At 71.0% G+C, this 13,005-nt stretch carries 12 protein-coding genes and 1 tRNA gene; 3 read left to right on the forward strand and 10 right to left on the reverse strand.

Going from position 1 to position 13,005, the window contains the following annotated elements; all coding sequences use genetic code 11:
- Positions 1-234 precede the first annotated feature (234 nt).
- Positions 235-1,341 carry an adenosine deaminase gene (locus tag ABEA10_RS41980; protein WP_345473815.1) on the forward strand — a complete coding sequence of 369 codons (1,107 nt, stop codon included), beginning with the start codon at positions 235-237 and terminating at the stop codon, positions 1,339-1,341.
- Positions 1,338-1,946 (forward strand): hypothetical protein, encoded by a 609-nt coding sequence (locus tag ABEA10_RS41985; RefSeq protein WP_345473817.1) that lies wholly within the window; start codon positions 1,338-1,340, stop codon positions 1,944-1,946. The genes ABEA10_RS41980 and ABEA10_RS41985 overlap by 4 nt, the downstream gene beginning before the upstream one ends.
- Before the next feature lie 394 nt (positions 1,947-2,340).
- Here ABEA10_RS41985 and ABEA10_RS41990 read toward each other — a convergent pair.
- The 7 genes from ABEA10_RS41990 to ABEA10_RS42020 form a co-directional block, all read right to left on the reverse strand.
- A tRNA-Gly gene (locus ABEA10_RS41990) sits at positions 2,341-2,413 on the reverse strand.
- A gap of 25 nt (positions 2,414-2,438) precedes the next feature.
- Positions 2,439-3,080 (reverse strand): response regulator transcription factor, encoded by a 642-nt coding sequence (locus ABEA10_RS41995; protein WP_329251108.1) that lies wholly within the window; start codon positions 3,078-3,080, stop codon positions 2,439-2,441.
- A gap of 10 nt (positions 3,081-3,090) precedes the next feature.
- Positions 3,091-4,569, reverse strand: coding sequence for an RNA-guided endonuclease InsQ/TnpB family protein (locus ABEA10_RS42000; RefSeq protein ID WP_345473820.1), 1,479 nt, complete (start codon positions 4,567-4,569; stop codon positions 3,091-3,093).
- 142 nt (positions 4,570-4,711) lie between these two features.
- Positions 4,712-5,932, reverse strand: a complete 1,221-nt coding sequence (locus ABEA10_RS42005) for a sensor histidine kinase (protein WP_345473822.1) — start codon at positions 5,930-5,932, stop codon at positions 4,712-4,714.
- 222 nt (positions 5,933-6,154) lie between these two features.
- Positions 6,155-7,795, reverse strand: coding sequence for a phospho-sugar mutase (locus ABEA10_RS42010; RefSeq protein ID WP_345473824.1), 1,641 nt, complete (start codon positions 7,793-7,795; stop codon positions 6,155-6,157).
- Positions 7,796-7,806: 11 nt separating this feature from the next.
- Complete coding sequence (locus ABEA10_RS42015; protein ID WP_345473826.1) at positions 7,807-8,607, reverse strand: purine-nucleoside phosphorylase; 801 nt, start codon at positions 8,605-8,607, stop codon at positions 7,807-7,809.
- Between the two features lie 37 nt (positions 8,608-8,644).
- Entirely contained in the window at positions 8,645-9,097 is a 453-nt protein-coding gene (locus ABEA10_RS42020) for a gamma-glutamylcyclotransferase family protein (protein ID WP_329251124.1), read from the reverse strand.
- Between the two features lie 70 nt (positions 9,098-9,167).
- Here ABEA10_RS42020 and ABEA10_RS42025 point away from each other — a divergent pair, with 70 nt between their 5' ends.
- A complete protein-coding gene (locus tag ABEA10_RS42025; protein WP_345473828.1) occupies positions 9,168-10,556 on the forward strand; it encodes an NAD(P)H-quinone dehydrogenase in 1,389 nt (462 codons plus the stop codon).
- A gap of 66 nt (positions 10,557-10,622) precedes the next feature.
- Here the strand turns inward: ABEA10_RS42025 and ABEA10_RS42030 are convergent, their stop codons facing one another.
- The 3 genes from ABEA10_RS42030 to ABEA10_RS42040 form a co-directional block, all read right to left on the reverse strand.
- Positions 10,623-11,114 carry a serine hydrolase gene (locus tag ABEA10_RS42030; RefSeq protein ID WP_345473830.1) on the reverse strand — a complete coding sequence of 164 codons (492 nt, stop codon included), beginning with the start codon at positions 11,112-11,114 and terminating at the stop codon, positions 10,623-10,625.
- A 190-nt stretch (positions 11,115-11,304) separates the two neighbouring features.
- The gene (locus ABEA10_RS42035) at positions 11,305-11,631 is read right to left on the reverse strand and encodes a DUF5313 family protein (RefSeq protein WP_345474040.1); all 327 of its coding nucleotides are present in this window, start codon (positions 11,629-11,631) and stop codon (positions 11,305-11,307) included.
- A 24-nt stretch (positions 11,632-11,655) separates the two neighbouring features.
- Positions 11,656-12,978 (reverse strand): hypothetical protein, encoded by a 1,323-nt coding sequence (locus tag ABEA10_RS42040; protein WP_345473832.1) that lies wholly within the window; start codon positions 12,976-12,978, stop codon positions 11,656-11,658.
- Between the last annotated feature and the right edge of the window lie 27 nt (positions 12,979-13,005).

The raw sequence follows: 13,005 nt of genomic DNA on the forward strand, positions 1-13,005 counted from the left end.
CTCCACAGTCTGTGGATAACTTTTCCCGCGGGAGAGCGGCCGACAAGGCGGGATAGGGTCGTTCGGCCTGGTGGTCAGGGCTTTCGTGTGGCTTTCCCCAGGGCTCCGGTAATCAACAGCCTGCGCTGGGAACTGTGGATGAAGGTGGTGTTGTCCCCTGTCCCGAGGCCTCCTGCCGCCGGAGGGGGGACTGATCGGCGCCCATCCGGCCTGCCTGCGGGTAATGTGCGACACGTGACCAACCGGCCTTCGCTCGATGACATCCGGCGGGCCCCCAAGGTGCTGCTCCACGATCACCTGGACGGGGGGCTCCGCCCGGCGACCATCGCCGAACTCGCCCGTGAGACGGGCTACGACAGGCTGCCCGCCACCGACCCGGACGACCTGCGCGCCTGGTTCGCCGAGGCGTCCGACTCCGGCTCGCTGGAGCGCTACCTGGAGACCTTCGACCACACCGTCGGCGTGATGCAGACCGCCGAGGCGCTGACCCGGGTCGCGTACGAGTGCGCCGAGGACCTGGCGCGCGACGGAGTCGTGTACGCCGAGGTCCGCTACGCCCCCGAGCAGCACACGCGCGGCGTGGGCGGCGACGGGTCGCGCGGGCTGTCGCTGGAGCAGGTCGTCGAGGCCGTGCTCAAGGGTTTCGCCGACGGGGGCCGCGACTTCGGCATCCGCGTCGGCGTGCTGCTGACCGCCATGCGTCACCAGGCGCGCAGCATGGAGATCGCCGAGCTCGCGGTCCGCTACCGCGACGCCGGGGTGGTCGGCTTCGACATCGCCGGCGCGGAGGCGGGATACCCACCCACCCGGCACCTCGACGCCTTCGAGTACCTCCAGCGCGAGAACGCCCACTTCACCATCCACGCGGGCGAGGCGTTCGGGCTTCCGTCGATCTGGCAGGCCATCCAGTGGTGCGGCGCCGACCGGCTCGGTCACGGCGTCCGCATCATCGACGACGTCACCGACCGCCACGGCGAGCGGCCACAGCTCGGCCGGCTCGCCGCGTACGTGCGCGACAAGCGCATCCCCCTGGAGATGTGTCCCAGTTCCAACGTGCAGACCGGCGCCGCCAAGTCGATCGCCGCCCACCCCATCGGGCCGCTGCGGCGTCTCTACTTCCGCGTCACGGTCAACACCGACAACCGGCTGATGAGCGGCACCACGCTGTCGGAGGAGTTCGCCAAGCTGGTCGAGGCGTTCGACTACGGCTGGGACGACCTGCAGTGGTTCACGGTGAACGCCATGAAGTCGGCGTTCATCGGCTTCGACGAGAGGCTGGAGCTCATCAACGGCGTCATCAAACCCGGATTCGCGCAGCTGAAGTGGCGTTCGCACTCATGAGCGCCGGCGTGTTCCCCAAGGCGGCGCCCGGCGCCCGTACGTTCCGTTCCGGCGGCATCCGGTTCTGCGGCTGGGCCTGGATGGTGTTCGCCGTCCTCAACCTCGCCGACCTGGCCTGGCGGGGCCGCGACATCGCGTCGGCGGTGGCCGCCGCGGTGATGCTGCTGGGCTGCGGCATCGCCTACGCCGTCGCCCTGCGCCCGCGTATCGTCGCCGACGACGAGGCCGTCCGCTTCCACAACCTGCTGCGCGACCTCCACCTGCCGTGGGGGACGGTCGACCGCTTCGAGGGCGGCGACGCGGTCTACGCGTACGTCGGCGAGGAGCGGCACCGCGCCTTCGTACTGCAGACCTCCCCGCGTGCACGGGCCAAACAGGAACTGAAGGCCCGGCGCGAGGACAAGAAGCTGCCCGAGCCCGTAGCCGAGTACATGCGCGGCCGCACCGCCACCGACTTCACCGTAGAGCAACTCCGCGAACTGGCCACCGAACACAAAGACGCCGAACAAACCCCGGTGACCTCGACCTGGGCATGGCCCGCAATCATCGCCCTGGCCGCCCCAGCCCTCCTGACCGCGGTAACCATCATCATCGCCTCAACCTGACACAAGACGACAAAAGCCAAGGAACCCCTCCACCCCAGCCACGCCAAAAGGCCGTCCCGGGGGCAAAAAGAAAGCCCCCTTCTCCTCCGGCAGCAACCGCAGGGGGCGTGGGGGCGTAGCCCTTCACGTCGGCCGTGCCAGGAGGCCAGCCTTTCTGGACAAAAAGAAAGCCCCCTCCTCCGACCCCAACCCGTGGGAGGCGAAGCCCTTCACATCGGCCGCGCCAGGAGGCCGTCCTCGGGCCAAAAAGAAAGGCCCTCCTCGGGCAGCAACCCGTGGGGGGCGTGGGGGGCGAAGCCCCTCACATGGGGGGTTCCAGGGGGTCACCCCCTGGGCTAGCACTGAGAGCGGGCCCCACCCCTGCGCCAGCAGGGCAGGGGAACCCGGCTCCGCGAGCGGACGACGGGATTCGAACCCGCGACCCTCACCTTGGCAAGGTGATGCTCTACCAACTGAGCCACGTCCGCGTGACCCCGTAAGAATACCGGATCCTCAGACGAGTCCGGCGTCATGGGCGAGCAAGGCGACCTGAACCCTGTTGTTCAGATCCAGCTTGGTGAGCAGCCGCGAGACGTGCGCCTTGACGGTCGCGACGCTCATGTACAGGTCGGCGCCGATCTGCGCGTTCGACTTGCCCTGCCCGATGGCGACCACGACCTCGCGTTCCCGTTCGCTGAGCTGGTCGAGCAGCGCCAGCGCGGGGCTGCGCCGCACCTCGGTGACCTGCGCGATCAGTCGCCGCGTGACGCTCGGGGACAGGATCGGATCGCCGGCCGCGACCTTGCGGATGGCGTTGATGATGTCGGCCGGCGGGGTGTCCTTCAGCAGGAAGCCGCCGGCCCCCGCCCGCAGGGCCCGTACGACGTGCTCGTCCGCGTCGAACGTCGTCAAGATGATGATCTCCGGCGCGTCGTCGCGGCGCCGTACCTGCTCGGTGGCGGCCAGCCCGTCCACCCTCGGCATCCGGATGTCCATGAGCACCACATCGGGCGCGTGCTCGGCCACCAGCGCGCCGACCTTGTCACCGTCGTCGGCCTCGCCGACGATCTGCAGATCCTCGGCCCCGGCGAGCATCATCGACAGCCCCGTACGGACCAGGGCGTCATCATCAACGATCAGAACGCGGATGGTCACGCCGCACAGACTAGTGCCGTGTCAGCCAACGTTTGCCTCGTTGGGGAGGTGGGGTTGGCTGATCCTCGCTGTGGTGGGCGAGTGACTCCCCACTTCTGGTGGGGCGGGCCACGGCCGGCCAGGGGACCCCGGGTGCGGTGCCGTGATGGGGGGACCGTCGGGGGTCACGCCGGGACCGTCCGGCACCGGGCAGGTGCCGTCCGGCTCGACGGTGCGTGATCACCACCGGGAAGGGATTGCCGGTGGTGGTGGTGCCGCCCGGGTCACGCCGGGCGATGTTGGCGCCGCCGACCAGGTCGCGGTGCCCACTGAACCCGCAACGAATGCAGGTGAAGTTCCGATTCGAGGGTTTGGGAACCCGCCGGTGGCAGGCGGGGCAGGTCGAGGACGTGCCCCGCTCGTCCACCAATACCAACGCGATCCCGGCTTGTTCGGCCTTGTCGGTCAGGCATCGGATCAGGTGCCCGATCCGCCAGGCCTGGACTCGTTGGTTATGCCTCCGCCCGGCTTTGAGGGCCAGGACGCCGCGCGGGTCACCGACCACCAGCGTCCCGATCCGCCGTGCGACGGCCCAGTCGATGACGGTTTCTGCGGCCTCGTGCTGAGCTTGGCGGACCCGTCGTTTGTGGCGGGCTTCGAGTTTGCGTTGCCGGGCCCGAATTTTCCGCCATCGTCGTGACCCGGCCTGACCCGGATTCGGTGCCCGCTGCACCATCGCGCGCTGCCGGTGTTTGGTGTCTTTGAGGTGGAGGTGGGTTTCGGCGCGGATCGCCCGTCCCGACACCACCAACCCCTCCCCGTCCGGGCCCGCCACCGCGAACGGGTGAATCACCCCCGGGTCGACTCCCGCCACCCGATGTGTGTCTGGCTCCTGGCCCGATGGATAAGTCGTGACGGGGACTTCGGCGGTGACATCGACGAACAACCGGCCGCCCTCGTACACCAAAGTGACCGACCGTACCTGCTCGGGCGGGTAGGGGACCTGTCGGGCCAACCGCACCCACAACGGCGCACTCCCGCGACCGATCGGCAGCCGCAATCGCTGACCGTCGAGGGTGAACGTGCCGTGGTAGTACCGCACCGGCATCAACCGGCGTTTCCGCCGCGGGTACCGTGCCGTTTCCTCGCCGTCTTTTCGGCGTTTGGCCGTGGCGAACCAGGCGTCGCTGTAGCGCCGCAGCACCGACCGCGCCCCGACCGAGTCCAACTCCCCGAACGTGCCGGGGCCCGCCGCCGACAACTCCCGGCACAACGCCTGATACCCCACAATCGGCCGCAGCCCCCGCTGCCGCCGCCAGCGGTTCATGTCCAGCGCACACGCCCATACATCACCCGCGGCGACCAGCAGCCCGAAACACCGGCGACGCTGACCGGCCGAGATCCGCAGACCGACACGGGCGGTCCGCAGCAACACCCGCCCAACACCATCGTCACGTCGAGGCACCAGATGATTACAACAGGCGCCTACGACAAAAACCCGGCCCTCCAAGCCACCGCACAAACTCATCACGCGCCCGCCGACTCGCGCACCGACAGGGCAAACGTTGCCTGCTACGGCAGGTACTAGCCGTGTCCCCGGCCGATCAGCCCCTTTCGTCCGATCCGGGGAACGGCCCTTTCACTCCGGCGGTTCAAGAGGCGGGCCAGGGGAGCCAGGCGCGGACGCGGAAGTCGCCCTGGTGCGTACGGCCGTGTTCGAGGCGGCCGCCGGCCAGCGTCGCGCGTTCGGTGAGGCCGATCAGGCCCGCTCCCGCGCCCGGGATCTCCGGGGCGGCCTTCACCAGCGGGTTGCGCACCTCGACCGTCAGGCCGGTGCCGGCCGACCCGTCCACCATCACCTGGACGGCCGCGCCGGGTGCGTGCTTGCGGGCGTTGGTCAGCCCCTCCTGCACCGTGCGGTACGCGCTGCGGCCGATGTTGGCCGGGACCATCGTCACGTCGCGGATGCGGTTCTCCCAGCGCACGGCCATGCCGGCGCGGCGGGACTCGTCGATCAGGGCGGGCAGGTCGGTGAGGCTGGGCTGCGGGCGTTCGGGTGCGGAGTCGCTCGCGTCGTCGCGGAGAACGCCGATCACCTCCCGCAGGTCCTGGAGCGCCTGGTGCGCGCTGGCCCGGATCACCCCGGCCGCCTGCGCGATCTCCTCCGAGGGCGCGTCGGGGCGGAACTCCAGCGCCCCCGCGTGCACGCTGAGCAGCGAGATCCGGTGGGCGAGCACGTCGTGCATCTCCCGCGCGATGCGGGCGCGCTCCTGGTGGCGGGCCTGTTCGACGCGGAGTTGCTGCTCGGACTCGGCCCGTACGGCACGGTCGCGCAGCGACAGGACGAGCTGCCGCCGCGCCCGGACGAACATGCCCCACGCGACGACGGCGCCGATGACGATGACCGTCCACAGGACGCCGACCCAGTACGACTCTCTCGGATCGGGATAGAACGCCGAGTAGATCGCACCGCTGACGAAGTGCGCGGCGGCGACCAGCGCGACCGTACGGAACCGCCGGTGGACGGCGACGGTGAACACCAGGATGGCCCCCGCGCCGGTCGAGGTGGTCGAGACGGTTCCCAGCAGGGCGAGGACGAGCGCGATCGGCACCGGCCAGCGCCGGCGCCACCAGAGCAGCAGACACGCCACCGCGCCGAGGGCGACGTCGGGAAGCCGCGGCGGATGGTGGGCCGGGTGAGGCCCGTGCCCGGTGATGTACAGCATGAAGGCACCGAAGCCGGACGCCAGCAGGAAGCAGAGGACGTCGATCACCCAGTCACGGGCGGACCGGCGCACGCGGTCCTCGCCGCTTGCCAGCAGTGCGGGAAGCAGCCAGGGGTATTCCGGCCGGGGGGCCTCGGTGCCGCTCATGGTCCCCTACGGTAAGCGGGCCGCCGGGCTGCGCCTAGCGACCAAAGTAGGCGCTCGGCTAGCCGGGAGTAGCAGCCGCTGGCCTGCGGGGATGCGCTCTGTACGACCCGGCCGGAAGCCCGCGCGCCGGCGTTCGCCGAACGCCTCTCAGAGACTGCCCGAAACCCCATGCCCGCCTCGTCGCGTCGACGCTTGGACGGGAGGAGGGCTCCGGGCGGTCGGTCAGAGCCCGAGGGCGTCCGCCACGGCCTCGCGGAGGGCAGTGAGGTCCGCGGCGGCCTTCGTACGGGCCTCGTCCACCGAGGTCGTCACCGGGACGACGACCTCCAGGTAGCACTTGAGCTTCGGCTCGGTGCCCGACGGCCGGACGATCACGCGTCCCCCGCCGGACAGGCGCAGTCGCACCACGTCCGCCGGAGGCAGGCCGTCGAGGCCCTCCGCCAGGTCGTCGATCTCGGTCACCGTACGGCCCGCGAGCTCGCCCGGCGGTGACTGCCGCAGCCGCACCATCGCGTCCGTGATGACCGACAGGTCCTCCACCCGTACGGACAGCTGTGCCGTCGCGTGCAGGCCGTACCGCCGTGCCTGGTCGTCCAGCAGGTCCAGCAGCGTACGGCCCGACTCTTTGGCCGAGGCGGCCATCGCGGCCACCGTGAGGGCCGCGCCGACGCCGTCCTTGTCGTGTACGGGCACGCCGTCGTCGCCGCCGACCGAGTAGCCCAGCGCCTCTTCGTAGCCGTAGACGAGCCGGTCGCGGTCGGTGCCGGCCTTCATGATCCATTTGAAGCCGGTCAGCGTCTCGGCGTACCGGACGCCGTGCTCGGCCGCGATCTTGCGCAGCAGGGACGAGGACACGATCGTCGTGGCCACGAGCCGGTCGGGCCCGTCGGTGTGCCGCAGGACGTACTCCGCGAGCAGCCCGCCGACCTCGTCTCCGGTCAGCATCCGCCCGCCGGCGGCGACCGCGCACCGGTCGGCGTCCGGGTCGTTGGCGATCACCAGGTCGCGGCCCTTGCCGAGGGCGAGCGCCAGGTCCATGGCGCCGGGCTCCTCAGGGTTCGGGAAGGCCACGGTCGGGAAGTCCGGGTCGGGGACGGCCTGCTCGGCGACGACGCTCGGCTCAGGGAAGCCGCACCAGGCGAACGCCCGGCTCAGCACTTCGCCGCCCACGCCGTGCAGCGGGGTGTACGCGGCCGTCACGTCGCGCGCCGTGCCGAGGGGCAGCCGGGCCAGCGACCGCAGGTACGCCTCAACGATCGTCTCGTCCAGCACCCGCCGGCCGGTGTCCCGCGGCAGCTCGTCCACCCGGCCGACCGCGTCGATCGCCGTGGAGATCTCCCGGTCGAGCGGCGGGATGATCTGCGCGCCGTCCTCCCAGTAGACCTTGTAGCCGTTGTCCTGCGGCGGGTTGTGGCTGGCCGTGACCATGATCCCGGCGGCGCAGCCCAGGTGGCGCACGGCGTACGCGAGGACCGGCGTCGGCAGCGGCCGGGGCATCAGGTGCACGGTGATCCCCGCGCCCGACAGCACGGCCGCTGAGTCCTCGGCGAACACGTCGGACTTGTGCCGCGCGTCGTAGCCGATCACGACCGAGACGCCGCCGGAGGACTCCTGGAGGTCATCGCGGGAGGTCAGCACGGCGGCGAGGCCCGCCGCGGCGCGCATGACCGTCACGCGGTTCATGCGGTTCGGACCGGCGCCCAGCGCGCCGCGGAGCCCCGCCGTGCCGAACTCCAGCTTCGCCCCGAACCGCTCGGCTAGCGCCGCCGGGTCGTCGAGCAGCGCCCGCAGCTCCGCCCGCGTCTCCGGGTCGGGATCCTGATCCAGCCAGGCCTCGGCCCGCGCCCTGTCGCCGCCGTGCATGTGCGTCTCCCTCACAGGCCGCGGATGAGCTTTCCGAGGAGTTCGCCCATGCGTGTGGCGGAGGCCCGGCCGGCGGCCAGGACCTCCGCGTGGTCCAGCGGCTTTCCGGCGAGCCCGGCGGCGATGTTGGTCACGAGCGAGATTCCCAGAACCGACGCGCCGCCCTCCCGCGCCGCGATCGTCTCCGGGACGGTCGACATGCCGACGAGGTCCGCGCCGAGCGTCCGCAGCATCCGGATCTCGGCCGGCGTCTCGTACGAGGGGCCGGGCAGCGCGGCGTACACGCCCTCGTCCAGGCTCGGGTCGATCTCCTTGGCCAGGGTCCGCAGGGCGGGTGAGTAGGCGTCGGTGAGGTCGATGAAGTTCGGGCCGGCGATGGGATTGTGGCCGGTGAGGTTCAGGTGGTCGGAGATGAGCACCGGATCGCCGACCTTCTGCCGCTCGGGCCGCATGCCCCCCGCCGCGTTGGTCAGCACGACCGTCTTCACGCCCGCCGCGAGGGCCGTACGGACCCCGTGGGCGACCGCCGCGGGTCCGTGGCCCTCGTACAGGTGCGTGCGGCCGAGGAAGACCAGAGCCGTCTTGTCACCGATCTCGACGAGGCGGATTCGCCCGTAGTGCCCCGGCACCGCCGGCGGCGCGAACCCGGGCAGCTCGGTCATGTTCACCTCGGCCGCGGGCGCGCCCAGCGCGTCGGCGGCGGGAACCCAGCCCGAGCCCATGACGAGGGCGACGTCGAAGGCGTCGGCGGAGATGTGCCGGCGCAGCCCGTCGGCTGCCCAGCGGGCGAGATCGTAGGCGTCGTTGCTCACAGCCGCCAAGATTACCCAGGTCTGGCCCGTTTCCCGATCAGTCGCCGAGGGACTTGCAGGGCCGGGTGCGGAGTTCTTTGACGTAGTCGTCCGGAGCCCCGGCCTTTTCCGCCGCGTCGGCGAGAATACCCAGGTAGCGGGCGGAGGGCAGGCCGCCCTCGTAGTCGTCGAGGACGTAGAGCCACGCGAGCACGTCGCCGTCGAGCGTGGCGATGCGGACGCGGATCTTGCGGTAGACGCCGAGCGCGGCGCCCTCCCACTCGTCCAGCGCCTGCTCGTCGAACTCCGGCACGTCGTACAGCACCACGAAGACGTGCTCGCCGGAGGCCTCGACCACGGTGGCCAGGGCGCCCTCGAAGCCGACGTCCTCGCCCCCGAAGGTCAGCCGCCAGTCCTGGAGCCAGCCGGTGGTGCGCAGGGGCGAGTGCGGAGCCCGCTCCGCCATCTGGTCGGGATCCATGTTGGAGGCGTACGCCGCATACAAGGCCACGATCGCCCAGGGTACGGCCTGGACGGGCGCCGCGGCACGTTAACTCCCGGAGTGCGGGAGAATGAAGCATGTGAGTACACGCATAGCCATCATCGGAGGGGGCCCGGGCGGCTACGAGGCCGCGCTCGTCGCCGCGCAGCTCGGCGCCGATGTGACCGTCATCGAACGCGACGGCCCCGGCGGTGCTTGCGTGCTGACCGACTGTGTGCCCTCCAAGACACTCATCGCGACATCCACCCGCATGGCGACTCTCTCGGAGTCCGCCTCGCTGGGCGTCCGCTTCTCCGGAGGTGCCGACGGCGTCGTCGGCGGCCTCGAGGTCGACCTCCCCCTCGTCAACAAGCGCGTCCGTGAGCTCGCCTGGGCGCAGTCCGCCGACATCGAGGACCGGGTCTCCGCCGAGGGCGTCCGGATCGTCCACGGCGCCGCCCGCCTCGTCGACCCGCAGATCGTCGCCGTCGGCGACGAGCGGATCCAGGCCGACGTCGTCCTCATCGCCACCGGCGCGACCCCGCGCGTGCTGCCGGGGTCCGAGCCCGACGGCGAGCGCATCCTCAACTGGCGCCAGCTGTACGAACTGCCGGAGCTTCCCGAGCACCTGATCGTCGTCGGCTCCGGTGTGACCGGCGCCGAGTTCGCCGGCGCGTACCTCGCTCTCGGGTCCCGCGTGACGCTTGTCTCCTCGCGTGACCACGTGCTGCCCAACGAGGACGAGGACGCCGCCCGCGTGCTCGAGGACGTCTTCCAGCGCCGCGGCATGGAGCTGCTGGCCCGTTCGCGGGCGGCGGGCGTCCGCCGCGTCGGCGACGGCGTCGAGGTGACGCTGACCGACGGCCGCAAGGTCGGGGGCTCGCACTGCCTCATGACGGTCGGCATGGTGCCCAACACCAAGGGCCTGGGCCTGGAGGAGGCCGGCGTACACCTCGACGACCGCGGCTTCGTCCAGGTCGACAAGGTCTCCCGCACGTCGGCGGCCCACGTGTACGCCGCGGGCGACTGCACCGGCGTCCTGATGCTCGCCTCGGTCGCCGCGATGCAGGGCCGGATCGCCATGTGGCACGCCCTCGGCGAGGCGGTGCAGCCGCTGAAGCTCGGCTGGGTGGCCGCGAACATCTTCACCGACCCGGAGGTCGCCGCGGTCGGCGTCACGCAGGCCCAGATCGACTCGGGCGAGGTGCCGGCGCGCATCGTGAAGCTGCCGCTGTCGACCAACCCGCGCGCGAAGATGCAGGGCTTCCTCGACGGCTTCGTGAAGCTGTTCTGCCGGCCGGCGACGAGCATCGTGCTGGGCGGCGTGATCGTCGCCCCGCGTGCGAGCGAGCTGATCCTGGGCCTGTCCATGGCCGTCCAGCAGCATCTGACGGTCGACCAGGTCGCCCACACCTTCGCGGTGTACCCGTCCGTCTCCGGCAGCATCACCGAGGCCTCCCGCCGACTGATGCAGGAGTCGGCCTACTGAGATCCCGATGGCCGGGGCCGTTGCGACGACCCGGCCGGCGACGTCCTGGTCAGAAGGACGTCCTGGTCAGAAGTACGTCGAGGTGAGGTCGCCGGTGGGCCAGGTTTTCACCGCGTTCGCGGCCGTGTGCAACGCGGGGTCGATGTCGGAGTAGCTCGGGGCGCTGCCCTCCTGCCGCTGGTCGAACAGCACCGCCCACGCCAGCCCGTCGTAACGGCGCACCAGCAGCGTGCTGGTGCCCGCCAGGCTCCCGTCGTGCCAGGTGTTCATGCCGGTGCCGCCGGTGACCGGTCGTACCATCCAGCCGCACCCGTAGTACCAGCCGTTGCCGTTGATCCCGGTCTCGGGCTTGGCGAACGCCTGCTTGATCGAGGCCGCGGTCAACACGCTCGTCCCGCCGTCGTAGATCCTCGCGAAGCGGGTCAGGTCCATGGCGGTGGCGAGCCATGCGCCGTGCGAGTCCATGTTCTCCAGGTTGAACCCGCCGTACTGGGTGGGCACCGTCTTGCCGGAGTTGTCGAAGACGGTGGGGGCCGTGTAGATCGAGTAGTAGGGCACCTCGCCGCTCGCCTGGGTGAGCGTCCGGCCACCGTCACGTCCTTCAGCCGTGGGTCGGTACCTTAACGGGATTCGGGGGCTCGACGGCGGCGACGTCGGCGATCCACAGGCTGTGGACGACCGTCAGCGTGCGGAGCCGTCGAGAACCGGTCACGACCGTCAGCGTGCGGGGCCGTTGGGGCCATGACCGTCAGCGTTCGTGGCCGTCGGGGACCGGCAGGCCGTGCTGGCGCAGGCGGGCGCGGCGGATGTCGTTCGAGTTGACCATCACGACGAAGGTGCTGCCCAGCAGGGCCAGCAGGCCGACCGCGACGCGGATGCCCCACGAGGCGGGCAGCAGGCCTAGCAGCACGCAGACCGGCACCATGAGCGCGAGGTGGCGGGCCAGCATGCGGCCGCGCCACCCCGCGTCGGTCAGGTCGTGCCGGACCCAGCTGTGGTTCTCCTCCGGCAGCCGGAACCCCGCGGCGTAGCGGACACGCCGCAGGGGGCCCGGGTCGCCGGGCAGCCGGCTCAGGGCCGGCTCCGGTCGGCGGGTGCCTTACCAGTCGCCCCCGCCGAAGTCGCCGCCACCGAAGTCGCCACCGTCGAAGCCTCCGAAGTCGCCGCCGCCGATGTCGAAACCGCTGTCGCCACCGCCGACGTCGCCGGAGTCGAAGCCACCGTCGAAGCCGCCGCCTCCCCAGCCGCCGCCCCAGCCACCGCCGAGACCGCCGCTGAAGATCGAGCCGAGCGCCGTGCCGATCAGCAGACCACTCAGCATGTCACCACCGCCGAAGCCGGAGTAGTAGCCCCCGGCGTACGGCGCGTACATCGGACCGGCGTCCCAGTAGGGCCGCTGGTAGCCGCCGACGGTCACCATGCGCGCGTCCGGGGCCTGCCCGGACAGCACCCGCTGGGTGTCGGCCGCGCACGCGGGCACCGAGCGCGGCGCACCGCCCGGCGGCGCCCAGGAGACGTCCTGGACCGAGGGGCCGTGCTGCGGGTTGAAGAAGCAGGGCGCCCGCCGTTCGGGCACCGGCCGGCCGTCGACCCGCGCGCGTACGGCGGTCATGAAGTAACGGCCGTCCTCCAGCGCCGTGGTGACGTTGCGCATATCCTCGGGCCGCTGGGCGGCCTCGACCGCGGCCTTCGCCTGGTCGTAGGAGTTCAGCGCCTTCTGGTAGTCGTCGCGGGCCGCAGGGTCGAGGGCGGGGTCCATGACGTTGAGGTTGAGGGCGGAGATGTCCTCACCGAGCCGCGTGACGTCCTCGTACACGCTCTCCTTGAGCTCGGCCATCTCCTGTTCCTTGCGCCGCTTGCGCCGGCGGGAGACGAAGAAGATCCCGAACACCGCACCGAGGACCAGGAGAACGAGGACGCCGAGCAGGACCAGCCCGGCGGTGGTGCCGGAGCTCTTCTTGTCCTTGATCGCCTTGTTGAACTGCTGGTTGAGGTTGAGCAGGAGGTCCTTGAGGCTGGACGACTGGCCGCGCGCCTGCGCGACGAGGTCGCTGACCTTGCTGGTGCCCAGGCCCTCGTGGGATCCGGCGATCACCTTGGAGCCACGGCCGTCGAGCAGGATCAGCGTGCCCTTGCGGCCCAGGGCGCGGTCGAGCTGGGTGAGGCCGCTCGCGCTGACGCGCTCGGTCTTGACGACCGCGATCCGGATCGTGGAGTCGTCGTCCTTGAGCGCGCTGATCACGGCCTGCCGGTCGGAAGAGGACAGCGACGCGCCGGCGTCCTGCGACAGGTAGAACCGCTGGGACTTCAACCCCTGCACGACGCTGTTGAACGGATCCGCGCCGGCCGGCGACGCGAGTCCGAAGAGCATGGCGACGACCACGGCCAGTACGGCGGGGATCGTCAGACGGCGTATCTTCATGAGGCCTTCAGGTGAGCAGTTTTTGCC

This window comes from Actinoallomurus oryzae, assembly GCF_039541955.1.
Lineage (GTDB): Bacteria > Actinomycetota > Actinomycetes > Streptosporangiales > Streptosporangiaceae > Actinoallomurus > Actinoallomurus oryzae.

Coding starts and splice junctions, on each gene's coding strand:
- ABEA10_RS41985 (WP_345473817.1), top strand. CDS start 1,338: ATGAGCGCCGGCGTGTTCCCCAAGGCGGCGCCCGGCGCCCGTACGTTC.
- ABEA10_RS42010 (WP_345473824.1), bottom strand. CDS start 7,795: ATGCACGGCGGCGACAGGGCGCGGGCCGAGGCCTGGCTGGATCAGGAT.
- ABEA10_RS42040 (WP_345473832.1), bottom strand. CDS start 12,978: ATGAAGATACGCCGTCTGACGATCCCCGCCGTACTGGCCGTGGTCGTC.
- ABEA10_RS42005 (WP_345473822.1), bottom strand. CDS start 5,932: ATGAGCGGCACCGAGGCCCCCCGGCCGGAATACCCCTGGCTGCTTCCC.